Origin of the sequence: Atopobium deltae, from assembly GCF_001552785.1 — a bacterium.
GTDB lineage: Bacteria > Actinomycetota > Coriobacteriia > Coriobacteriales > Atopobiaceae > Atopobium > Atopobium deltae.
Window position 1 is genome coordinate 14,614 of the sequence record NZ_KQ959495.1, and the last position, 23,800, is coordinate 38,413.

20 protein-coding genes are annotated in these 23,800 nt (G+C 51.3%); 9 read left to right on the forward strand and 11 right to left on the reverse strand.

All coding sequences use genetic code 11. The features are described from left to right. The first annotated feature begins 2 nt into the window (after positions 1 to 2). Together purM and purN are read left to right on the forward strand one after the other, a co-directional pair. Positions 3 to 1,205, forward strand: coding sequence for a phosphoribosylformylglycinamidine cyclo-ligase (purM, locus tag HMPREF3192_RS03700; RefSeq protein WP_231723353.1), 1,203 nt, complete (start codon positions 3 to 5; stop codon positions 1,203 to 1,205). Next, positions 1,202 to 1,813, forward strand: coding sequence for a phosphoribosylglycinamide formyltransferase (gene purN / locus HMPREF3192_RS03705; protein WP_066305485.1), 612 nt, complete (start codon positions 1,202 to 1,204; stop codon positions 1,811 to 1,813). The genes purM and purN overlap by 4 nt, the downstream gene beginning before the upstream one ends. A 72-nt stretch (positions 1,814 to 1,885) precedes the next feature. Here the strand turns inward: purN and crcB are convergent, their stop codons facing one another. From crcB to HMPREF3192_RS03725, 4 genes are all read right to left on the reverse strand, one after another. Then, positions 1,886 to 2,266: a fluoride efflux transporter CrcB gene (gene crcB / locus HMPREF3192_RS03710; RefSeq protein ID WP_066305487.1), complete on the reverse strand. Its 381-nt coding sequence runs from the start codon at positions 2,264 to 2,266 to the stop codon at positions 1,886 to 1,888. Further along, on the reverse strand, positions 2,259 to 3,446 hold the full coding sequence (locus HMPREF3192_RS03715) for an acyltransferase (RefSeq protein ID WP_082715633.1): 1,188 nt from the start codon (positions 3,444 to 3,446) through the stop codon (positions 2,259 to 2,261). The genes crcB and HMPREF3192_RS03715 overlap by 8 nt, the downstream gene beginning before the upstream one ends. A gap of 247 nt (positions 3,447 to 3,693) precedes the next feature. Next, positions 3,694 to 5,859 (reverse strand): dipeptidase, encoded by a 2,166-nt coding sequence (locus HMPREF3192_RS03720; RefSeq protein WP_066305489.1) that lies wholly within the window; start codon positions 5,857 to 5,859, stop codon positions 3,694 to 3,696. A 323-nt stretch (positions 5,860 to 6,182) separates the two neighbouring features. Beyond that, positions 6,183 to 6,470 carry an ATP-binding cassette domain-containing protein gene (locus tag HMPREF3192_RS03725; protein ID WP_066305492.1) on the reverse strand — a complete coding sequence of 96 codons (288 nt, stop codon included), beginning with the start codon at positions 6,468 to 6,470 and terminating at the stop codon, positions 6,183 to 6,185. A gap of 197 nt (positions 6,471 to 6,667) precedes the next feature. On the opposite strand from HMPREF3192_RS03725, the gene HMPREF3192_RS03730 reads away from it, so the two are divergent. The 4 genes from HMPREF3192_RS03730 (at position 6,668) to HMPREF3192_RS03745 (ending at position 12,926) form a co-directional block, all read left to right on the forward strand. After that, the gene (locus HMPREF3192_RS03730) at positions 6,668 to 7,873 is read left to right on the forward strand and encodes an MFS transporter (RefSeq protein WP_197414558.1); all 1,206 of its coding nucleotides are present in this window, start codon (positions 6,668 to 6,670) and stop codon (positions 7,871 to 7,873) included. Between the two features lie 162 nt (positions 7,874 to 8,035). Continuing rightward, on the forward strand, positions 8,036 to 10,924 hold the full coding sequence (gene mgtA, locus HMPREF3192_RS03735) for a magnesium-translocating P-type ATPase (RefSeq protein ID WP_082715630.1): 2,889 nt from the start codon (positions 8,036 to 8,038) through the stop codon (positions 10,922 to 10,924). A 291-nt stretch (positions 10,925 to 11,215) separates the two neighbouring features. Further along, complete coding sequence (locus HMPREF3192_RS03740; RefSeq protein ID WP_066305500.1) at positions 11,216 to 11,632, forward strand: flavodoxin domain-containing protein; 417 nt, start codon at positions 11,216 to 11,218, stop codon at positions 11,630 to 11,632. A gap of 154 nt (positions 11,633 to 11,786) precedes the next feature. After that, positions 11,787 to 12,926: a LicD family protein gene (locus tag HMPREF3192_RS03745; protein ID WP_066305502.1), complete on the forward strand. Its 1,140-nt coding sequence runs from the start codon at positions 11,787 to 11,789 to the stop codon at positions 12,924 to 12,926. A gap of 113 nt (positions 12,927 to 13,039) precedes the next feature. On the opposite strand, the gene HMPREF3192_RS03750 is transcribed toward HMPREF3192_RS03745, so the two are convergent. Beyond that, the gene (locus HMPREF3192_RS03750) at positions 13,040 to 14,152 is read right to left on the reverse strand and encodes a hypothetical protein (RefSeq protein ID WP_066305503.1); all 1,113 of its coding nucleotides are present in this window, start codon (positions 14,150 to 14,152) and stop codon (positions 13,040 to 13,042) included. Between the two features lie 397 nt (positions 14,153 to 14,549). Between HMPREF3192_RS03750 and HMPREF3192_RS03755 the strand changes: the two genes are divergently transcribed. The 3 genes from HMPREF3192_RS03755 to HMPREF3192_RS03770 all read left to right on the forward strand — a co-directional run bounded on the left by HMPREF3192_RS03755 (position 14,550) and on the right by HMPREF3192_RS03770 (position 18,723). After that, complete coding sequence (locus HMPREF3192_RS03755) at positions 14,550 to 16,325, forward strand: hypothetical protein (protein ID WP_066305505.1); 1,776 nt, start codon at positions 14,550 to 14,552, stop codon at positions 16,323 to 16,325. Between the two features lie 271 nt (positions 16,326 to 16,596). After that, positions 16,597 to 17,970, forward strand: a complete 1,374-nt coding sequence (locus HMPREF3192_RS03765) for a M20/M25/M40 family metallo-hydrolase (RefSeq protein WP_066305511.1) — start codon at positions 16,597 to 16,599, stop codon at positions 17,968 to 17,970. A 180-nt stretch (positions 17,971 to 18,150) separates the two neighbouring features. Next, positions 18,151 to 18,723: a xanthine phosphoribosyltransferase gene (locus HMPREF3192_RS03770; RefSeq protein WP_066305513.1), complete on the forward strand. Its 573-nt coding sequence runs from the start codon at positions 18,151 to 18,153 to the stop codon at positions 18,721 to 18,723. Positions 18,724 to 18,821: 98 nt separating this feature from the next. Here the strand turns inward: HMPREF3192_RS03770 and araD are convergent, their stop codons facing one another. The 6 genes from araD to HMPREF3192_RS03800 form a co-directional block, all read right to left on the reverse strand. Continuing rightward, positions 18,822 to 19,511 (reverse strand): L-ribulose-5-phosphate 4-epimerase AraD, encoded by a 690-nt coding sequence (gene araD / locus HMPREF3192_RS03775; RefSeq protein ID WP_066305563.1) that lies wholly within the window; start codon positions 19,509 to 19,511, stop codon positions 18,822 to 18,824. A gap of 79 nt (positions 19,512 to 19,590) precedes the next feature. Next, positions 19,591 to 20,451, reverse strand: coding sequence for an L-ribulose-5-phosphate 3-epimerase (locus tag HMPREF3192_RS03780; RefSeq protein WP_066305515.1), 861 nt, complete (start codon positions 20,449 to 20,451; stop codon positions 19,591 to 19,593). Positions 20,452 to 20,708: 257 nt separating this feature from the next. Next, a complete protein-coding gene (locus HMPREF3192_RS03785; RefSeq protein ID WP_066305517.1) occupies positions 20,709 to 21,347 on the reverse strand; it encodes a 3-keto-L-gulonate-6-phosphate decarboxylase UlaD in 639 nt (212 codons plus the stop codon). Positions 21,348 to 21,362: 15 nt separating this feature from the next. Further along, positions 21,363 to 21,668: a PTS sugar transporter subunit IIB gene (locus HMPREF3192_RS03790; protein WP_066305520.1), complete on the reverse strand. Its 306-nt coding sequence runs from the start codon at positions 21,666 to 21,668 to the stop codon at positions 21,363 to 21,365. Between the two features lie 110 nt (positions 21,669 to 21,778). Continuing rightward, on the reverse strand, positions 21,779 to 23,257 hold the full coding sequence (locus tag HMPREF3192_RS03795) for a PTS ascorbate transporter subunit IIC (protein WP_066305523.1): 1,479 nt from the start codon (positions 23,255 to 23,257) through the stop codon (positions 21,779 to 21,781). Positions 23,258 to 23,327: 70 nt separating this feature from the next. Further along, positions 23,328 to 23,789, reverse strand: coding sequence for a PTS sugar transporter subunit IIA (locus HMPREF3192_RS03800; protein WP_066305566.1), 462 nt, complete (start codon positions 23,787 to 23,789; stop codon positions 23,328 to 23,330). Between the last annotated feature and the right edge of the window lie 11 nt (positions 23,790 to 23,800).

Consider the following 23,800-nt stretch of genomic DNA (forward strand, 5'->3'; position numbering starts at 1 on the left):
CCGTGTCCGCCACTCATGCCTTTAAGGAGAAGATCGTCATGTCCGAGCAGTGCCAAGCCGAGAAGACCGCGCAGGTTGAGACGACTGAACAGCCCACCGCGTCCGCTCAGCCCACTTTGACCGCGCGCCACGAGAGTTCTTCCACGCAGCCCGATCACATTACCTACGCCAACGCGGGAGTCGATGTTGACGAAGGTGCTCGTGCGGTCGATGCCATCAAAGAAGCGGTAAAGCGTACGAGCCGCCCCGAAGTTATCGGCGGACTCGGCGGCTTTGGCTCCTGTTTTTCGATGAAGGCCTTCAAAGACATGGAGGATCCCGTTCTTGTTTCGGGAACGGATGGCGTGGGTACTAAACTTGCGATCGCGCAGTTGCTGGATCGCCACGAGACTGTTGGTGAAGACCTGGTAGCCATGTGCGTTGATGACGTCGTGCCCGTCGGCGCCGAACCGCTCTTCTTTTTGGATTATGTAGCCATCGGCAAACTGCGCGCGCAGCACGTTGCCACCATTGTGAGTGGCATCGCGAATGGCTGCAAAAAAGCTGGTTGCGCCCTTGTTGGAGGCGAAATGGCCGAGCATCCGGGTGTTATGAACCCCAATGACTACGATCTTGCGGGTTTCGTGGTGGGCGTGGTCGATCGTCCTTATATGCTTGGTCCCGAGCGGGTGCAGCAAGGCGACGTTATTATCGGCCTGGCAAGCTCGGGCCTTCACTCAAATGGCTATTCCTTGGTTCGTAAAGCTGTCATCGAGAAGAAAACCCTCGAGGAACTCACGGCTCCGCTCGACGAGTTGGGTGGCGAATCGATTGCTGACGCTGCACTCAGGCCAACGACCATTTATACAGATGGCTTGCTCCGCGTACTAAAGGCAGGAGCGCCCATTCATGCCATGGCGCACATTACGGGTGGTGGCATTACCGAAAATCTGAATCGCGCGCTGTCGACCTCGCTTGATGCTGTGGTGTATAGAAGCAGACAGTCCGAGCTCTGGAATATTCCGCCTATTATCTCGTATGTAGTCCGCGCCGCACAGCTCACCGATGACGAGGCTTATAAGACCTTTAACATGGGTGTGGGCATGAGCCTTTTGTGTGCCTCCAACGCTGCCAAGCAGGTGCTTGAACTTTTAGCAGCCGAAGGTTTTGAAGCCTTTATCATGGGCGAATGCGTTGCTGGTACGGGTAAGGTGGTGTATCGATGAGCATAAAGCTGGGTGTGTTGCTTTCGGGAAGTGGCACCAACTTGCAGGCTCTTATCGACGCTATTCGTTGTGGCGGGTTGGATGCGTCTATCGAGCTCGTGGTGTCTTCCCGTCCGAACGCTTACGGGCTTCAGCGGGCGCGCGCCGCACACATTCCCACCCTCGCACTGAGCACTCAGGACTATGCCGACCCCATTGCTGCTGATGCAACCATTGCGCAGGAGCTTATAAAATACCAGGTAGATTATGTTGTGATGGCGGGATACATGCGCATGGTGCATGCGCCCATTTTGAAGCGCTTTCCCGCGCGGGTGATCAACATTCATCCGGCGCTTCTTCCGAGCTTCAAGGGAGCGCATGCTATCAAGGAGGCGTATGACGCGGGCGTGAAGGTGACGGGTGTGACGATTCATTTTGCCGATGATCGCTATGACTGTGGCCCCATTATTGCGCAGCAGGCTTTAGTGGTTGATCAGTCGTGGAGCCTCGAGGAACTCGAGGAGCACATTCACGCTATTGAGCACGTGCTTTATCCGAAGATGTTGCAGCTTTTTGCCACCAAGCGTGTCGAGTTCAATGAAGCTACACATAAGGTGTTTATTCGGTAAAGCCGTTTCGGCGGCATCGCGGTTAGACCGCGCGTCCAGCCCCGACAGACTGCGGCTAGACGATGCGCGCGGCTAGACGATACGGGCAGCAAGATGTCCTATCCAGCATGCCACAAGCGCACCGACTACATTAGCAACCATGTTGACGCTTGCTACCAAGTAGGCGCCGTTTTCGTATAACGAAATTGTCTCGTTGCTAAAAGTCGAGAAGGTCGTGAGGCCGCCTAGCATACCCGTTGTCAAAAACGTTTGCACCAGGCTCGAGAGTTTGAACTGCGGTGCAAGACCCATGATGAAGCCGATTGCAAACCCGCCTACTATATTCACGATGAGCGTGCCCCACGGAAGGAAGCACTTGTCGGCGGGAAAAGCGCTCGAGATCAGATAACGTGCCACAGCCCCCAGTGCTGCTCCTGCTGCAACAAGCAGTATCTTTTGTAAGGACTCATTCATGCGGCACGACCTTGTTCTGTGATATGACCTCTTGCCCTGTAATCTTGTCACTCTCGGCGGTCTTATCTTGTCTAGCGGTCTTAGGGGCGCCAAAGCCACAAACTCCACCAAACGCCTTGTTACACGCTGCCTGACAGGGCTTCAGCAGCACATAATCGCAGATGGTTGACACTAGCAGTGCCAGGCAATAGGTGCCAATGACAGCTGTTATCCAAAGTGGGAGGCGCAATGCAAAAGGCATGGGAATTTCTGGGACAAGTAAGCCTCGCGCCTGGAGACGCGAAAAAACAAAATTGATCGAGACGTAGTTGAACAAATAAATAGAATAGGATCGATGTGCCACAAAAGCTATACCTTTTTGCATGGGCGCTGCTGTAATGCGAATCTTATCGAAGAGATGAAACAGTGCAATGGTGGTAAAGAACCAAAGGTAACTGGGGTCTTCTCGCTGATAGCCATAAGCCGAGGCAATGCCTCCCAAAAGCCAAAGCACAAGTCCTGCCTCACAAAGACGCCGCAAAGTTTTTTCGGAGAAAAGTTCGGGAAGTCGTTTTACAAAATAACCGAGGCAGAAATAGACAAAGTAGCTTCCTGGAACTACTTGTGGAGGAGCGAGTATCGAAATTGTATTTATAAGGGTGATGAGACCTTCGCGCTGTATCCACGTAGCCATAGAAGAGAAGCTGGTAACAATAATGCCCCAAACCATGGCGACGCTTACGAGTAAAAAGAGGCGACGTAGTTGTTTGGTATCAAGCGATTCAAACATTTTGTAGAGCCACGGCGCAAGCATTAAGAAGGGGATAAGTGCTCCCGCAAACCACCAGCCACCTGAAATAAGTTGATACCACCAGCGAATAAGGTTGCCAGCCGAAAGCGTTGTTTCCCCTTGTCTGATGGCATAAAAATACAGAAGTGTGCCGTATACAAGAAGGGGTAGCGAAATAGTGAGGAATTTTTTCCAGAGGTAGGTGATGTATGAGCCCTTGAGTTCTCGAATGGCAAAGTATCCCGAGAGTGCAAAAAAGATGGGATCACAAATGATGATAATTTCTGCAACCATGCCACCTATGTTAAAGCCTCGTACTGGCGTGAGGTAGGGAGTGCTATGGATGGCTACTACCAAAAACATTGCTAGCGCGCGTAAGAGATCCCATTGTGTTAAACGTTGTTTTGCCATGTTTGCTCTATTTGCCATGAACCATACCTTAATCGCAAGAGTTGTAGAAAGGTTATGCAGGCTATGCCTGTGAGTAGTTGGTGTATCTGTGTGTTGTAAGTACATCTTATAGTGCATCTTGTTCGGATGCTAGGTGGGCACGAGCCACTTGGATGCTAGGTGGGCACGAGCCACTTGTAAAAGTGTAACAAAAACCCCCCCGAAGCATCGAGGAGGTCTTTGTCCGTGCGTTGTATGTAGTCAGACCTTAGCGACCTGCGCGCTGCTTGCGCTCGTAAGCGTACAGCGTTGCTGCTACACCAAGCATGCCAGCAGCACAAACGGCAGCTACGTTAAAGCTGTCGCCCGTCTTGGGCATGGTCTTCTTGGAGGACTTGCCCGAATCAGGCTTAGTGGTCTTGCCGGGCTTGACGTCAGTCTTGCCAGGCTTGGCGTCAGCGGCCTTAACCGTGACGTTAAAGTCTTTGCGGGTCGTCTTACCATTAACCGTGTTGGTGGCTACGACGTAGTACTTATAGGTACCAGGCTTAGCAGGAGCATCAAACTTGGCGTTCGAGCCCTCGGCAACCTTCACATCGCCCTCGGCGGCATACCAAGTGTAGGTGATCTTCTTGGCGCTCTTCGCGTCGCTGTCGATAACCTGAGCAAGTGCGGTGGCCTGAATCTTCTCGCCTGCCTTTACCTCGCTCACGCTATCAAAACTGTGGATGTCGGGAGCATTGAGCTGTTCAGCAACGCCCGCGCTGTAACGCAGAGGCTCTTTGAGGTCGTTTTTGGTGGCATTAAAGTCGCTGGCCACAAAACTACCAGGAGCAACCTTACCCTCACGCAGGGCGAGGAGCCAAGTCCTCATTTCGCCCAACAGCTTGTAGGCCTTCTCGTAAACCTGCTGAGAAATGGCTGCATGAGCGGCATTCGCGAGTTCGGAGCGTTTAGCGGCATCGGTCGTCTTCATCTTGGCATCGATGGCCTTGTGCTGTTCGATGACCTGCTTCTGCAAAGCGTCGAGGTACTGACGAACGGGCTTTGCGATGGCCTTGCGCTTGTTGTAAGCCAAGGTGTTGATGTTCATGATGGTGTAGTCCAAAGAACCATCATCAAGACTGGCGTCCATAGCGGCGTCAACACTGTCGTTGCGTTCGCTGTTACCAACGGGCTTCTCGCTCCACTGACCATTGGTGGGGAAGAGCTTCGTGTCAACTTTGGTGAGAAGGGCGGAGTAGCTCGGTACAAAGACACCAAACTCGCCGCGGGAGAGGTTCTGCCACTGGATGGTGGCGATGTCGGAGCTCAGGCCCTTGCGGATTTGGAACATGTGAGCCTCGACGGTGCGGTTGTTACCGATGGCATAGACGGGGTTTTGGTTCGCGTCGATGCCGGGCAGGCCTTCACCGCGAGTGCAGGTTGCACGCTGGGCCTCAAACAGGGTGATGCCCGTCTTGCCAGGAGTGAAGAACAACTGCGGGTCGGTAACAGCGGTGACACCCTTGCCATTGGTGTAGGTGAATTCGCCAGCCTGCAAGGGTTTGCCAAAGTAGGCACGGCCCTGAGCATAACGAGTCCACTGCGAAGCACCGGGGTTCTCGAGACCGTAGGAAGAAGCGATGTCAAAGGTACCGTCATCGAAGGTAACCTTGCTACCAGCATCTTCGGCAGTTTTTACCAGATTGGCAGAGTGCAGGCACTCGTTCTCGTCGTCGATGTTGACCTTGAACTTCAGACGACCAATGTTGGGGTTGACCGAAACCTTATCGGCGGCAACCTTGGTCAGGTTTACAGCGGTCCACTGGTGGCCTGAAACCATCGAGAAGAGCCAAGTTTCTTTAGCGTCAGCAATGATGACCTGGTTGTTGTCGTAAGCACCGTGCTTCTCGATAATAGAACCGAGCAGTTTTACGCCCTCGCGCGCGGTCTTGGAGCAACCAAGCACGATGTCGGGAATGGTATACTCGCCGATGCCCGAGGGATCATTGCTGTTGGCGTTGCCCGTGGGGTCTGCTGCGTCGATCTTCTCGTTTTGGTCGGTGGTCAGGGTGGCCGAGCAGCTTACGCCATGCTCGTTGGTGCCGGCCTCGGGATACGCGTCAGTGCGATTGTCCCAGCCAGAAGGCAGGTCGCGTACATAAGTGTAGCGATAGGTCTTGCCAGTGTAGGTCCACTTGAAGTTGGACTCGTCGGACGAGAAGGTCGGGTTCTCGCGAGGCTCCTGCACACCAAAGGCCTTGGGATGGCGAGGTGCGTAGTCCTCGGAGCGACCAACATACACGTCACCCGTGTCGGTCAGCTTGGGACCGACCCAAATTTGCGTGCACGCAAGTGCGTCAAGAGGAACTGCCATCAGCAGTGCCGTACCAAGGGCAACGGCTTTGCCGACAATTTTAAGAAGCCCTCTTGTGCGTTTTGGTGTATTCATACACACTGCTCCTTATCTAGAGGATTAATACACATACGGACGAGCCTTTAAAGGTTTGCTTTGCTTTGGCTGCGCGGGTTCGTTGTTGCATAACCCGCTCACACGAACGTAACGCGAACGCACGTTGGCGTATGCAAATAGATGTATATACCTGCGGGCTTACCTGCGCTTTTATTATAAACAAACCTCATAAGGCTATCGATGAATATCTTAGCATGTGAGGCGAGAAAACCCAATAAATTAAAAGGAGTATACCGTTCGCGGAAGGTCAGCGTATGTTGGTTTCCGAGCAGCGGAATATAACATAAGCTAAAACAAGTATATTATACTCTTCGGGTATTCAAGGATCTCATGATCCAATACGTTTTGAACAGACAGAACAGACGGTAGTTTTGAACAGCGATAGCGATTGTCGATTTCCCCGAGCCAGAGTGTCCTAGCAGCGCATAAGAGCGATTTTGCGTCAGCTCAAACGAAAGATCCAATAAGACCTTCTTGTCGCCGTAGGAAAAACTGACGTGGTTAAAAGCAATGTCGTAGTTATCAAACTGCGTGCGTGTTCCATAACTGAGCTGGTCAGACTGCATTTCGTCGTAGAGTTTCTCGAGCATTGTACGGCGTTACGTTTTACCGACGCAAGCGTCGGTAGGCACTGCTATACACTAGTTAGGGAAGACTAACTTAAAAATTTTCAAATGAGTGCGCTACACTATACAGGTTTATAAAGCATTTTTAGTATGCATACGTTTAGTATGCGCATGATCTAGATCTCGCACAACACATCATGATTCGCCGCGAAAGGACTTGCATGACCAGCGTAAATACCGCGACCATCACAGAGAACAAAACCACTGCAGCACAAAGTAAGCCAACGCAAAACAAAACGCAGCAACTCTTTTTGCTGACGCTTATGGCAAGCATTACGTTTATGGCAATCCTTTGCGAGTTGGTGCCTTCGGGCATCCTGCCGCTTATCGCCGATGCCTTCGAGGTGCGCCTAGCCGTTTGCGGAAGCCTGGTAGGAGGCTATGCCATTGCGTCAGCTCTGTGCGGTTTGCCGCTGGTGAGCCTTACGGTTGAGTGGGAGCGCAAAAAACTGCTCCTTACGCTTCTAAGCATTTTTGCCCTTTCGAACCTTGGCATGGCGCTGGTTCCTTCGTTTGTGCTGCTCTTGGTCTGTCGTGTCATCGGTGGTGCATGTGCGGGAACCCTGTGGCCTATGATCACCGCCTATGGCATGCAGCTTGCTGAGGATGGCAAGCAAGGTCAAGCTGTCACCATTATTATGTCGGGCATTACGGTGGGCATGTCGGTGGGACTTCCTCTGCTTACTGCTATAGGCATACAGTTTGGATTTCGCGCCGAGTTTCTTGTCATGGGCTGTGCCATCGCGGGGATCGCACTGTTGTGTTTTCGCTTTTTACCAGCGGTTTTGGGCGAGAAACGCAGCAAAGCAAATTCCATTGTCACCATCCTGCACAATAAGGGCGTGCTGCTCGTGCTTGCACTCACGTTTTTGGCGGTGGGCGCGAACTACGGTGCATATACCTTTGTAACGCAGCTGGTCAGCGCCAGCTCGTATCCGAGTATTGGGACGGCGCAACTCTTTTTTGGTGTTGGTTGCGTCATTTCGGTTTTACTCACGCTACGCTTTATTGATGGGCACCTCCTGCCGATAATGGAGGGCATGTTTGCAAGCGGCGTCGTTACCATGGGGCTTTTTGCCATAACACAGCAGGATCTGTTGCTGCACGGTGCCTTCTTTTTGTGGGGACTTGGTTTCGGTTCGCTCAGTAGCATTTTTCAGACGGCAACTGCGCATCAGGTGCGTGAGGGAGTTGCTATTGCCAACGCGCTGCAATCTGCCTCGTTTAACTGCTCCATCATGCTTGGCACAACGGGCGCGGGCATTCTTTTGGAGCAGCTTGGTGTGCAGGCGGTCGTTATCGCAGCTGCAGGAATTTTGGGAGCAGGCTTGCTGTTCATGTTGGTCAATCGCAGATTTTTAGCGTAGGATTCGTGACGGTAGTCGTGTTGGGGTGGGTCAGCTAGCGGTTTTCTGTATCTTGATTTAAAATAAACTATATAGAGCTATAGAGCAAGTCTGTATAGAGCAATTCGGCGTATGACGTTGTCGTATGCCGTTGGTGTTTTATGCGTCCAAGGAGTTGATTGCATGAAAAAGCACAACATCCACGGCATTCGTGCTGCTCGCAGTATCCATGACATCCGTAGTGCCCGCGCTACTCGTAATGCCAGCGCCCTGCGAAGCACACGAGATTCCAACAGCAAAATCAACGCCAAGATTGGCAGCAACGCCAGCGCCAAGGTCAGCACCAAACAAAATTTCGCCGCCACAAGCACCAATTACAAGCAGCGCCTTCACTTTGTGGCAACGCATACCGCCAACGACGTACTCGCGTACACCTCCAGCAACGACGCAGGTCTGCAAGAAGTACAGGTCTACGAGCATCGCAAGCGCTGGGGGAGCAACAACATTGCACACAAGCAAAAGATACCTGTGTCCAAGCGCTTAGCTGAAGCTTTTATCAACCCCTTTACAGCGATTTTGTTTTGCCTTGCCAGTGTGTCAACGGTGAACGATATTATCTTCCCTCTCTTTGGGCTGTTCGGAGCCACACCGCAAGATTTTAACTGCGTGAGCGTCGTTATTATCGTTAGCATGGTTACAATTTCGGGTCTGCTGCGCTTTGTACAAGAAACAAAAAGTTCGCGCGCTGCCGAGAAACTCTTGGCGATGATCACCACCACCGCGACCGTCAAGCGCGCAGGAGAACTCCAAGAAGTACAGCTCGATGACGTGGTTGTGGGCGACATTATTCGTCTGGGTGTGGGCGACATGCTTCCCGCTGACGTGCGCTTTTTGGCCACCAAGGACCTGTTTGTCAATCAAGCGAGCCTGACAGGCGAAAGTGAACCGCAAGAAAAAACTTCTCACAAGCTCAAAAAAGAAAACTCTGCCTTGGGCTATGGCAACCTTGGATTTATGGGAACCAATGTTATTTCGGGCGGCGGCGAGGCTGTCGTGGTCGCCGTGGGCAAAAAGACGATGTTTGGCTCGATGACCGAAACCATGGCGCAAGATGCTCCCGAAACAAGTTTTGCCAAAGGCGTCAACGAGGTCAGCTGGGTGCTCATTCGCTTTATGATGGTGATGGTGCCGCTCGTGTTTGTTATCAACGGCTTCACCAAGGGCAACTGGGTGAGCGCGTTTTTGTTTGCCATCTCGGTTGCTGTGGGTTTAACCCCCGAGATGCTGCCCATGATTGTGGCAACCTGCCTGGCTAAAGGCGCCATCAAAATGAGCCAAAAGCAAACCATCGTCAAAAATCTTAATTCGATCCAGAGCTTTGGCGCCATGGATGTGTTGTGTACCGACAAGACCGGCACACTGACACAAAACAAGGTGGTGCTTGAGTATCACCTGAATATCCATGGCGAGGATGACCTCAGTGTCTTGCGCCACGCCTACCTCAACAGCTACTTCCAAACGGGTTACAAAAACCTGATGGATATGGCGATTATCCAAAAAACGGAAGAGGAAGAGACAAAAGATCAAAGTCTTATCGACCTGTCGGAGCACTATGTCAAGGTGGACGAGATTCCCTTTGACTTTGTGCGCCGCCGTCTTTCCATTGTTGTCGAAGATCGGAAGAAAAATACCCTCATGGTTACCAAGGGTGCCGTGGAAGAGATCTTGTCCATTTGTTCGCAGGCGCAGGATGGCGAGACGTTGCTTCCCATCAATGATGAGCTGCGCCAAAAAGTGGTGGCTATGTCACAGGAGCTTAACGAGAAGGGCTTCCGTGTGTTGGGCCTTGCCAAGAAGGATAACCCCTCGCCCGTAGGGGCCTTTAGCGTCAAAGACGAGTGCAACATGGTGTTTTTGGGCTACCTTGCGTTTTTGGATCCGCCAAAGGAATCGACTCGCGCTGCGTTGCAGGCGTTGAAGAGCCATGGTGTGGTTACCAAAATTTTGACGGGTGATAACGAGAAGGTCACGCGCACGATTTGTCAGCAGGTGGGCCTGGAGGTCTCGGGCATGCTGATGGGCGAAGAAGTTGACAGCTTAAGCGACGAGGGGTTGTGCGAGCGTGCGCAAGTGTCGCAGGTATTTGCCAAGCTCACGCCCGATCAAAAAGCGCGTATCGTGCGTGTGCTGCGCGAACGTGGGCACACGGTGGGCTACATGGGTGATGGCATTAACGATGCAGCTGCCATGAAAGAAGCCGACATTGGTATTTCGGTGGATGATGCCGTGGATATCGCAAAAGAATCGGCCGATATTGTGCTTTTGCAAAAGGATTTAACCGTGCTCGAGGAAGGTATTATCGAGGGGCGTAAAACCTACGCCAACATGGTGAAGTACATCAAGATGACGGCATCGTCCAACTTTGGCAACATGTTTTCGGTGTTGGCAGCTTCGGCGTTTTTGCCGTTTTTACCCATGCAGTCGTTGCATCTGATTATTTTGAGCCTTATTTACGACCTGTCGTGCACAGCCATCCCCTGGGATAACGTTGACCCCGAACTTATCGTGCGCCCGCGGTCGTGGGATGCGCGTTCGGTGGGCTCCTTTATGGTATGGTTTGGACCCACGAGCTCACTCTTTGACTTTATGACCTACCTGGTGCTCTACTTTATTTTGTGCCCCATGGTGGTTTCGGACGGGGTGCTCTTTGGAGACCTTGCGCGGGTCTATTCGGGCGCTACGTTGGAGCAGCTGCAGCTTGCCTACATTGCGCTGTTCCAAACAGGATGGTTTGTTGAGTCGATGTGGAGCCAAACGCTGGTCATTCATATGATTCGTACCGCGCGCCTGCCCTTTATACAAAGTAAGGCCTCTGGTCAGCTGAGCTTTTTGACAGCCTGTGGGATGCTGGCGCTTACCTGCGTCCCCTTCTTGCCTTTTGCGTCGGCTATTGGCCTATGCGCCCTGCCGCCCGTCTATTTCGTATATTTGCTTGTATGCGTGGTGCTATATATGGTGTGTGTGACGCTCGTCAAACACTTTTATATAAAGGCACATGGGGAGCTGCTGTAGGAGGGCGTCGCGTTGCAGTCTACACGACTCGTTGCGTACAGCGCACCGCTCGCGCCCCCTTTAGAACAGGCAGAAAGCCCGACCGCCGCAATAATAAGACCGCAAACAAGCGCGGGGTAGAGAAGTTTTTTCATGGTGGCTCCATTCGTATCGTGCCTTTATATGTGCTTTCGTGCCTAAACTTATGCAATCCATACCCAAAAAAGAGATCAACTCGCAAGTGATTTCTTATGAAGAAGTGGGTATATATGGGGTACCGATTTGCTGTTGAAGTTACACAAAGGAGTCACTATGAAGGCTGGAATCTTTTATTTCACCACCTCTGGCAACACCGAGTCCATTGCCGACGGGCTTGAAGAAGTCCTGCAAGAAGAGGGTGTCGAGGTCATCAAGAAGGCTTTTGACGAGGCCGATGCAAGCGATTTGGATGAGCTCGATCTGGTCGCGCTTGGCACGCCAGCACAGGGCTCCGAAGAAGTGGACGAGAGCGAGTTTAAACCCTTTTATGACGAGAATATCGACGTATTGAGGGACAAAAAACTCTTCTTGTTTGGTTCCTACGGCTGGGGCGGCGGCGAGTTTCTCGACATCTTCGCTGATGAAGTCAAGGGGGACGATATGAACGTAGTCGCTGTCTTTGCTTACAACGAGGCACTTGACGACGACGGGAAAGAGCAGTTGAGCCAAACCGTTAAGGACATTTTGTAACGTACGCTGTGTCTCGCTTTAGGAATTTTTTACAGTGCGGCGCTTTTTGCGTACGCGTGTATAGTTTATGCTGTATCTGTCGTAAACAATGTATAGAAGCATACGTAGAAGCAACGGGTAGAAAAAGCATACGTAGAACCTAGGAGTTCATGCCATGGGATCCTTTATACAGCACGTTATTGATCATCTTCCGTCATCGAAGCGTGCTGTTCGCAACGTGCATACAAAACTTGATCGTTTGGAGCAGCAGGTCAGTGGGCTCCAAGCTATGCTCGCGTTGCAAGAATCCCTCATGCATGAGCAGCTCCAACAGCTGCAGCGCTACGAGCAGCTCCAGCAAGAGCTTCGCACGGAAGTACTTACCAATCGCGCGCAAGCGTCGCTGTTTGATTGGTCGCTTTTTCGCCGCGATGGAGAAGATGATCGCTCCGCTCAGCAGCGATTTTTTGCGCAGCTGCCGCAGGCTACGGGAACAGTGCGTTTGATCCAGCGTGGTTGTGCAGGGTTATTGCAGGAATTTGCTGCTATTGCTCACAAGCATCAGCTGCCCTACTGGGTCGATTTTGGAACGCTGCTTGGTGCTGTGCGCCACCAAGGTTTTATTCCCTGGGATGACGATGTCGACTTAAGCATGATGCGCGACGACATTACCCGTCTCTGCGCGCTTTTGAAGGACGATCCCGAGCTGGTGCAGCGTTACCGCGTCACGCTCATCTACGATCCCTATGCTTGCTGCCGCCAGTTGCGTTTCCGTTATGCAGATGACAAGAACCCCTGTTTTCTCGACATCTTCTTTTATGACTACAAGGGCGCTTGGTCATCGCAGGAGCGCGATTGCTTTATTGAACTCAGACGCCAATTAAAAGCAGATCTGCACTCGTTGAGTTTTTATAACGAATGGTGTGAGCAGGGGTATTGGCCCGTTGGTCATCCTCACACCGACGAGGTCGAAGCCGTGTTTGCGAAATATCAGCGTTTGGTCCATAAGGAAGGAATTCTTGCCGAGAAGACCACCTCGCAAGGCATTGTGTGCGGCCTGGATAATGTTGATGGTGAGTGCGCCTACACGGTGGCAAACGATGACATTTTCCCGTTGCAAACCATGCGCTTTGAGAGCTTTGAAGTTTTGGCTCCAGTGCATGTCGAGGCGGTGCTCGCGCAGCTGTACGGGGATATCTATCAGCTGCCCGACGACATCATTTCGCATTTTCAGCATATCGACCGCGCGGCGCTGGAGGATCCAGCGCAGGCTCGTGTTATTGAAGAGGGCATCGCAAGCAATCCCTGGATATAGATCTAGCAGAGGATGAAAAAGAGGATAAAAAAGTTCGAGGGCTCGAGCATGTGCTCGAGCCCTCGAATCAGTTATGCGCTCGTTATGTGTGATCGCTATGCAACTGGCTGCTATTAGTGCTTTTTAAGGGCGCACGCTGCGGCGAGCAGTGTGGTGCCCAAGCTCGCTACACCAAACAGAGAAGAGGCAAGTGCTGCGGGGTCACCCGTTTTTGGAAGAGCGTGCTTCTTAGCAGGGGAGACCTTCTTGGCAGCTGGTTTTGCGGGCGCTGTAGGCGCTGTAGGCGTCGTCGGCGTCGAAGGATCCGGATCGGCGGGCGTAACTTTGCGGCCAAGCTCAACCCTCCAACCATCGAGGTCGTTGCCGCTCACAGTCAGGGTATAGCGCTTTGCGAGCTCGTCTTTGTTGTTGCCCGCGAACTCGGCGTGCAGCTTGTAAGCAATATAGCGGCCTGTGTAGGGGTTAAACATCTCCATGTTGTTTTGCTCGAGCGCACGCTTAAAGGATCCTTTGCGAGGCTTCCCAGCCCATAGATCGACAGGGCCTTCCGCGAAGGGAAGTGTGCTTTCGATCACGCGTCTGTTGTTGATACTCTTGTAAGGATACTCGCTTTTGCCATCCTTGATCCTCTCGAGCGTGTAGCGAATCGCGATTTTGCCCTCGTCCTCCTTAAGAATGGCGTCGCCCTTCTTGACGGCCGCCGTGGTCTGCGTCTGCATATTTTGCGAGAAGAGCACATCGAGCTCTTGCTTCTTGGGGTCTTTGGCCAGCGCGACACCATAAATCTTGTTGCCCTTGTGAATAGGGAGAATGACGCCGTTAATGTCGCAGTCGGTGTAGGTCATATTGTCCTGTGCGACGATCTTATCGGTAGGAACAACGAGGTCAGTGGCCTCGCCAATTTTGCCCTTGTACTGCTTCTGGACGTAGGCGCGAACCTTTTTGCCTTCGGGATTCGTGCCCGTAAAGGTGATGAAGTAGGGGAACGAAACCTCTTTGCCCTCATCAGCGGGGTTGTAGTAGCCCGTCTTTTTGTCGTAGTGATGCCAATGAAATTTGATGGTCTGGGATTTTTGCGCTCCTGCACGCGCGGCAGGTGCTGGCTCGCCAGCGGTGGCCGTCGTCAAAAATGCAGGCACCAGTCCGACGAAAAGACCTGCGGTTACAAGTAACGTGACACAGAACGCAAGATAGCGTTTGCACAAACGCTGGGGTTGATGCTTCATACAAGTTCCCTTCTGGATAGGATATATAAACGAAGCTGCTTTGCACATGAACGCATGCCACATCCAGCGCTAGGCTCGAGGTTCAAGTGGCTAGAAAAAACATTCAAAGCAGCGATATGCACGTCACAGCCTTCTTATTCGCCTAGTATATATTAACTGTTATTAAAAGACAAGTTTTACAAAATAAGGGCAGACTCATCGAAAATAGAAATTTGGAACCCGCTTGCACACATGCATATACCACTTACATGCCGTTTTCATACCGCTTACAGAAAACATGTAAAAGGCTTTCAACAAAGTCTGCCATGCGCATAGGAGGTGTTCGAGCCGTGTCCTATACTGGTGCTAGCGAGCAGCTTTATGTTCTGTAAAACTCTAACTAACGAGGGAGTGTTCTATGGAGAGCGAAGTTCACAACGACGAAGCTACAACCCCGCAAGAAAACTCAGCTTCTGCCGATAAGCCCGACGAGGCCGCCACCAAATCAACCACGGCCGAGGACACTAAGAAATCCAGCGAAACTGTCACAGTCACGCCCGACGCACCAAGCGCAAAACCTAAGGTGACGGTTGCGACCAGCCAGTCTTCGACCAACCCGTCTTCAGCCAACGACTTGATCAAAACGCTGCAAGGTTTTATACAGCGCTATTCAAAGAACTTCCTCTACGAAAAGCTGCTCATGGGGCTTTACGGGCTTGCCGTAGTGCTCTTCCTGTTTATTATGATGCAAATCTCAAAACTGCAAAACACATCGTCATCAGGCTCATTTATGCAGGCGATTGGAAAATCCCTCGATACCACACGCACGATAACAGGGGCCTTTGGTTTCTTTACCTTTGTACTCTGGGTAGCCGTTGCTATTCTGGGTCTTTCCGTATACAACAGATGTATCCTGCGTAACGATAGATCAAAAACGTTCCTTGCCCCCAGCATTTTGGGTCTGGCGGGACTCGTTGTGGTGCACTCGCAAAACCTGACGCTTTCAAAAGCCATGCGCTTTTTGAGCGGATTTTCAAACCTTAACTTTGGCGAAATCCTTGGCGGCGGTGCCGAAGTTTCGACGCTTTCAGAAGGCAGTGCAAACATAATGATGGTGTTGTACCTCATAGGTTTTGCCCTGCTCATCGCTGCCATCGTGTTTTACTTCCGCTTTATTAAAACCACTAACGAAAACACCGTTGCCCAAAGCGACGAAGAGATTGCCGAAGCGCTTAAGACGGGTAAAGCCAACGCGCAAAAAGCTATGGCTGCAGGCGTTGATCTGGCCGAGAAGGGCGCGCAAAAGGCAAAAGAGGTTATGCAAAGCCAAGAGGTGCAAAACGTTGTCAAGACGGGCAAACAAACCGTCGCCAAGAATAAGAAGACCATCGTGCTTGCGATAGCCGCAGTGGCTGTCGTCCTCGTTGGTATTCTCGGTTTTACCTTAATTGGTGCGATGCTCAAGCCCGATGCCGTAGTAAGCATGAAGGACATGCAGATCGTTTTAAACATAGAAGGCAAAAGTGGCTATGGCAAAGCTACAGCAGAAGTCATGGGCGAGCCTCTTGTGACAGAGATTAAGGATCCCAAACAAACTGCACAAATTCAAAAAGCGGTACACGAGTACGATATTAAGATCAACAAGAGTGAAAAACTGAAGAACGGCGACGAGATTACGGTTACAGCTGTGGTCAAAGACAGCTCTCTGAATTTGAAGTTCGACACAAAAGAGCTCAAAAAGACAGTGACGGTTGAGGGTCTAGAAGAGATTGTTAATTCCGCAAAGGAGCTCGACACCAAGGTGCGCGAGCGTATGACACAAAAGGCAAAGACCGATATTGGCGAGAGCATCCGCTCAGATATTAAGAATTTAAAGGTCGAGAAGCTAAAGACCTTTGAGCGCCCCATTCCAGAAGCGGAGCTTGAAAAAGAGTATTCAAATCAGCCCTTTACGATTCTTGAGGCCTATAAGGTCACGTTTGACGAGAAGAAATTCAAGCTATCTACCAGCGATCCTGAAGAGTTTGAGCCAAGAGAAAGAGTCTATGTCTATGAATTCTCTGGTTTTAGAAAGAAGGGGTCGGCTGTGGACTTTGACTTCGGTAGAGCTACGTGGAAAGACAGCTTGGGCAAAGATGTTATGACAGACCTTGAAAACAGGTACCAGGTAGAAGGCTATACGGTCGTCGAGTAAGCTTTTGTCGCAACTCGTGTCAGCATTTCATCGGGGTTGTTGAGTTACAGCAGGGAAGCGTCGTACAACAGTGCGGCGCTTCCTTTTTGCGTTGTGAAGGAGGTTGTGCTGCAGGCACGCTGTAGCCAAGCCGCAAAATGCATAAAAATACAGTTTACCGACGATTTTATCGACTCTAAAAATTTTAAAGCTCCTTTTGTAGCAACACTAAACATTGGGTTCATAATTAGGTACACTAAGCGTAAGAACCTGTATGAACAAGGAGGTTGCTATGGCTCTATCGAATGAAACTATACTCCAACAGGCCGAGGCCTATATGGATACAGCTATCGATTTTTTGAATAGAAAAATTGCTATGAAGGCTGTTTCCGCTGACGGCATTGCGGCCGAGCACATGAAAAAAGACGCGGAATTTGTCGCCAAAGAGCTCGCGCGCGTGGGCGTCGATTCCAAGGTTGTGCAGTCCCGTAACGAGGACGGCTCTGCTGGCGCCTGGGAAGTTATCGGTCAGAAGATCGTAGACCCCAAGGCAAAGACCGTGCTTCTGTATGCGCACCACGACGTTATGCCTGCACCCAACGATGATGGCGCTTGGGAGACCGATCCGTTTGTTGGCACCATCAAGGGCGATCGCCTGTATGGTCGCGGCGCTTCTGATGACGGTTCAGGCATTGCTATTCACCTTGGCGCACTCGCCATTTTGGGCGATAAACTCGGTGTCAACGTCAAATTCTTTATCGAGGGTGAAGAGGAGGTTGGCTCCGAGAGCTTCATCCCCTTTGTAAAGGAGCATCCCGAGTTCTTTAATGCTGACGTTATGATCGTTGCTGACTCGGGCAACTGGACAGCCGAGATCCCCAGCTTGACCACCTCGCTGCGTGGTAACACCACCATTGACGTTACTGTTCGTGTTATGGAAAGCCCGCGCCACTCTGGTGCATACGGCGGCGCCGTTCTGGACGCTAACACCATGGCAGCTCTTCTCATCTCCTCGATGTACAACGAGGACGGCGAGTTGGCAGTCGACGGTGTTAAGTCGCAAGAGGTTGTCGGCGGCCTGCAGCAAGATCTTGATGAGGAGCAGTTGCGTCGCGATGGCTCTATCCTGTCGTCCGTCAAGCTTCCGGGCACGGGCTCACTGGCTTCTCGTCTGTGGGTAAAGCCGAGTGTTACCGTCATTGGTTTTGACGCACAACCCGTGGAAGGTTCCTTTAATGTCATTGCGCCTTCCTGCACCTTTAGACTTTCTCTGCGCACCGCTCCTTCGCAGGATCCCGCCGAGGCGCAAAAGGCCTTGGGCGAGTTCATGGTCGCACACGCGCCCTTTGGCTGCGAGGTAACCTGGAAGCCCATCGATGCGGGTCGCGGTTGGGCCATGGATGCACACAGTGAGGTAACGCAAATTGCCGAGAAGTCCCTCGAGGACGCATTTGGCTGCGCTCCCATCAACCAGGGCCAGGGCGGCTCGATCCCCTTCATCCCTGATCTGTGCGCTATGTATCCTCAGTATCATGTTTTGGTGACGGGTCCCGAGGATCCTAAGGCCAACTGCCATAGCCCCAACGAGTCGCAATCGCTGCCCAGCCTGCGCAAGCTTATTGCTGCCGAGGCCATGATGCTGCGCGACTTCGCAAACATTAAGTAACTTCGTAGAGAAGATCGTAGGTAAAGTGCTGCTGGCGTTATCGCCCGCAGCGCTTTACTTACTGTTTGGGTACTGCTCGCGCCATTCGGTTTAGACAGCTGTCCGATGCGCGTTATTGCAATGTGCAACGAATTTGCGCGTTCTGGCGCGAGACGAATTCGAAATGAGAGAAGTTTTTTCATGAGATTACTAGAAGAGAAAATTTTGCAAGATGCGCAGATACTTCCCCGCAACATCTTGAAGGTTGACAGCTTTCTAAACCACCAAGTGGATCCACAACTCATGATGGCGATGGGCCAAGACATGGCAGACCACTTTGCCACGTCAGGTGCCACTAAGGTGCTCACTCTTGAGGTTTCGGGCATTACACTCGCGATGGCCGCTGCCTTTTACCTACGCGTTCCCATGATTTTTGCCAAGAAGATCGCCTCGGTCACCCTGACCCATGACGTTTACTCGAGCGTCGTGGAGTCCTATACCAAAAAGCGCTCATACGAGATCAAAGTCGACAAGCAATTTTTAACGCCTGACGATAAGGTCCTGATCGTCGACGATTTTCTCGCCACGGGAGCTGCGCTTAAAGGCCTGACAAACATTTGCGAACAGGCAGGTGCGGCCGTGGTTGGGTATGGCATTGCTATCGAGAAGGTCTTTCAAACTGGCGGCAATCGCCTCAGGGAGCTTGGCTTTGATGTGTATAGCCAAGCTCGCATCAGCGAATTTGTTGACGGAAGCGTCAAGTTTGAGCATTAAGGCCCGAGCAAGACCTGAAGCGGACGACTTCGCTAAGACCTGCGCGCGCCTTATGACAGACAGCCCGCCCCCCAAGCTGCTTGCTTCTGTGGTTGCTATTACAGCTGCCCGTAGTAAGCGTTTGCTCCATGCTTTCTAAAGTAATGCTTGTCGAGATAGTACTGAGGAATCTCTTGTTGTGCGCCGCGCCTCAGTGTTTCTGTCCGCTCAGCCATTTCACAAACAGTTTCGATCACTTTGCCTACCTCGACCGATTTTATCGCCGAGGATCCCCACGAAAACGTTCCGTGATTGCGAACAAGCACGCCTGGCGTTGCCACAGGATCAATGTTTCTTGTGGTAAACGTTTCTACGATGACATGACCGGTGTTCTTCTCGTACGCCTCTTCTACCTCGGTCTGCGTTAAATCACGCGTACAGGGGATGGGGCCGTAAAAATTATCGGCATGCGTGGTTCCATACACGGGGACATCTCGGCCTGCCTGCGCCCATGCTACGCCTTGGATGCTGTGGGTATGTGTAATGCCTACGACCTGCGGGAAAGCTGCATACAGCACCACATCAGTAGGCAAATCGGAGGACGGACGAAGCCTTTGGTCGCCAATAATGCGCCCTTGTGTGTCGCAGACAACCATGTCGGCTGGCTTCATTGCCTTGTACGATACGCCGCTTGGTTTAATGACGATAACCCCGAGGTCACGGTTAATTTCGGCAACGTTTCCCCAGGTGAGCGTCACGAGACCCAGTTTTGGAAGCATGCAGTTTGCTTCGCAGACGCGCTGCTGCATGTCGAGCACTTCTCGAGAAGCTAAAACGCGCGGATCGATGGTCGATGCTGTTGTGCCAGTCGATCCACATGAGCCTTGCTTAGTTAAACTCATAGCCGGCCTCCTTGAAAATCGGCATGATGAATCCCAGCGCATCCTTAACCTCGGCCACGGGGTCATCGGACGTCTCGCTCCACATTTCGAGCATGAAGTTTCCTTCGTAGTCCAAACGCTTCAGCGTCTTAAAACAGCCGAGAAAATCGACGCAGCCCGAGCCCCAAGGCACTTCTTTAAACTTACCAGGAAAGTCAGGCGTTACCTTGAGCGTGTCCTTAACATGAATGCCGGTGATTTCGTTAATGCCCAACTCCAGCTCTGCAAGCGGATCGTTAGCGGGCCACGCGCACAAGTTTCCTAGATCGGGATATACCTGCAGCCACGGCGAGTGGATTTGGCGCTTAATGGTGTTGAATTTTGTGATCGAATTGATGAAGGGGTCGTCCATGATCTCGATCGCAAGCATGACTTCAGCGGCGGCTGCCATTTCCGTTGCTTTCTGAAGATTCTCGATAAAATACGCGCGGCTCAAGGAGGTCTTCTCTTCATAGTAGACATCATATCCCGCAAGCTGGATAGTACGTATGCCTAATTGCGCAGCTAAATCAACGGCTTGCTGCATGATGCGCATGCCCTGCGCACGCACCATAGGATCGGCTGAGCCAAAAGGATAACGCCTGTGCCCACTCAGGCACATGGAACGCATGGCAACACCTTCATCGAAGATGGCATCGAGCACTTCTTTTCTCTGCTCACGAGTCCACGAAAGACGGCCAAGGCGCTCATCACTTTCGTCTACGGACATTTCGACAAAATCAAATCCTAAGGAACCTGCGATGGAGAGGCGTTCTTTCCAACTGATATTTTTTGGCAGGGCCTTTTCATAAATTCCTAAACGAGCCATGTTATAACCCTATCTCGTACGAACTTACCTACTGTTACATGCGGCGTCGCCTGCGATGTTACCCGCGGTTACTTACGGCGTTACCCGCGGCGTTACCCGCGGCGGTTACCCGCGACAATACAAATACCTGCGGCAATGCAAACAAATGGGCCCATGATCAATCCCATGCGGCGGGAGATACATTGGGCCCAGGTGTTGAGCCTCTGACATGAGGCTTCTATCTCATTGAGTCTTCTAAGCTGACCTCTTGGCTGAGGCTATGACCACAGCTCAGCGATTTTTGCTTGAAATGCGTTCGCGGCAGCACAAGGATCGGCCGCTGCCGTCATGCCACGACCAGCAATGAAGCAATAGACGTCGATTCCTTCAAACAGATCGAGAGTATCTACCGAAAGGCCGCCAGTGACGGATACCTTAAATCCCATGTCGATAAGTTTTTGGACGCGATCAAGGTCTTTTTGGCCCCAAGTTTGACCAGCAAGCAACGCATCGCGGCTCTGGTGATAAATAGTATGATCAATGCCAGCATCAAGCCAAGCTTGCGCTTGCTCAAAGGTCCAGTCACCATAAAGCTCTACTTGGACCGACTCAACCTCTTTGGCGGCAGCCTTCATGGTTGGAATCGTAGCGCAGCAGATGCAGGTCATAAAGTTTGCGCCTGCAGACGCAAGATTTTTTGCAACGGTGCCACCTGCATCGGCGCATTTTGCATCAGCAACAACAAGCTTGTTAGGATACAGTGCCCTAAAACATTTGACGGCCTTATCGCCTTCTTGGAGCAACAAAATTGTTCCGACTTCAAGAATGTCGACCACATCTCCTACAGCACGGATATCAGCAAGGGCAGAAGGAAGATTATTGTGATCGCAGGCAATTTGTAATAACGGTTTTGCCATGGATATACCTCACCACTACTTTACGGGGAACTTCTCGAGAATTGTACTTTCCTCGATCAGCTTCTTTACCTCAGGGACGCTCATGACGTTCTTGACGCCAATGACGGGCGTGCCCGAAGCAGCAACGTCGTCAAACATGTTGACAAAATTAAGGGAGGTAAAAACAACGTCATAGCTTTTGGCAATACTTTTGCCTTCAGCAATGGAGGTGTGGTGACCATCGACGACGGTATAACCAAGCTGGTTGAGTGCCTTTGTTGCGGTCTGCTGAAGCATCAGAGAAGTGCCAGAACCGTTTGCACATGAAATTAAGATACGCACAACTATCTCCTTAGATTGAAAAAAGATACCGAAAGCGAACTAGATACAATAAAACAAACAATCGCAGCACCTACCACATGCGTAGAGGGTGCTGCGACACAAGGCAAAAGTTAAGCTTTCTTGTACAACTCCTTGTACTTCTCGTAATCCTCTACCTCGAGGAAGTAACCCTCGGGGTTACGACGGTACTGAAGCTGAGGAATAGCAATAAGCAAGACGATGACAATACCAATGCCCACGAAGGGGATGAACTTCATGACGGCAGCCATGAAGGGCCAGACGGTTGCCCAGTCGAGCATGCCCAGGTAGCCACCGTATTGCGCAAGGCCAATCCAGCTTGCAAAGACAGCAGAGCCGACTACCTGCAAAATACCAGAGATGAAGGGCAGAATGATTGCTGCCTTATAGCCACCACGGTTGTTGGCAAAGACGCCGATAGCAGCGTTGTCGAAGAATACAGGAATAAAGCCTGCGATAACGATGGTGGGCGATTTGAAGAGGATGAGTGCTGCAATGGCAAGGAATTGTCCGATAGCACCAGACAAAAAGCCAATGGTCGAAGCATTGGGGGAGCCAAATGCAAAGGTAGCAGCAATGTCGATACCAGGAACAGCGCCAGGCAAAATGGTGTTAGAAATACCCTGGAACGAAACGGTCAGCTCACCAACGAAGGTGCGGACGCCGAGCTGAAGGATGGCAAGGTAAACAGCGAAGTTCAAGCAGGTCTCGATGATGTAGAAGACGAAGTCCTTCTCGGGAGCCAATGCCTTGATGCTTACGAGGTAATCTTTTCCAAGAACGGTCAGGATGATACCAAAAAAGAGAAGCATCAAAATCGAGGTAGAGACCATGTTCTCGTTAAAGATGGAAAGCCAACCAGGAAGCTGCATGTCCTCCATGCGCTTAACTTCTTTTCCATCCTTCGCCTTGAACTTCTCGGCAAGCTTAGCAAAGAAGGTCAGACCAAACATTTGCTGGTGAGCAACGGCAAAGCCGCCGCCGTCGGTGAGGTCCTGGCAAATACCAATGGTGAGGTTCGAACCAACGGCCCAGTACAGACCAAGGATGACACTCATGATGGCCAGAACTTCCCAACGACCAATGAAGGGGTAGCAGAACAAAATGATCCAAAATGCGGTTGAAGCCTGCTGAACCTGGACATGACCAGTGGTAAAGATCGCGCGCAGCTTCGTAATTTTGTTAAAGCGTACGAGCAAAATGTTGATCAAAAATGCGCAGAGCAGCAGTAACATGACGTCACCGAATGCGCGACCAAAAGTCTCCTCAACGCCGGCGGTCACGGCATTTTGACCGAAATAGGGGTCGATAACCATAGCGCCGAGGTTAAAGCGATCCTTAAGACCGACCAAAATAGGACGGAAGTTTTTGACGAGGCCACCAGAACCAACGGCCAGAATGAGGTATCCGCAGGTTGCCTTGAGGAAGCCTGCCAAGCAGGAATACCAAGGTTTTTTAAGCAGGATATAACCGATTAAAACGATAAAACCAATCATGAACGCAGGTTGGGTTAGGATGTTCTTCGCAAAGAAAATCCAGGCGCTCAAAAGCGTATTGAGAAATGCATCCATCGTACGTGCCTCCTTTGTCTTTAACGCTTTTTGTGTACTAACTCTTGCCTAACTTTTGTGTAACGCTTGCCTAACGTATGCTTGCTACGAGCGCTTGAAAGTCCTCGATTGTGTGCGTGAGCTTGATCTTCTCGATAAGCTCTTCATCCATGAGAAGTTCCATCAAGCGCTGAATATTTGAAAGATGTGTGTCTGGATCTTGAGCTGCCAAGGTAAAGAACAGCTCAGCTTCAGGACGCTCGCCCGTCTTCTCGTCAAAGAACGTGACGGGCTTCTTAAACTTGGTAAAACTAATAGCCGTGCCCAATACCCCAGGATTTGAAGACATTGCGTGAGGCATGGCAATACCAGGGGCAATGACGATGTAGGGGCCATGCTCGTTGACACAGTCGATAACAGCGTCTACATACTGATCTGTTACAAAACCCTGGCGTTTAAGTGCTTCGCAGCTTATGCGAATGGCTTGCTGCCAATCTTGCGGCTGCTGCGAGGCATAGTGCACAAGCGAATTATCTAAAAAATACTGAAGCATGCTCATTGTGG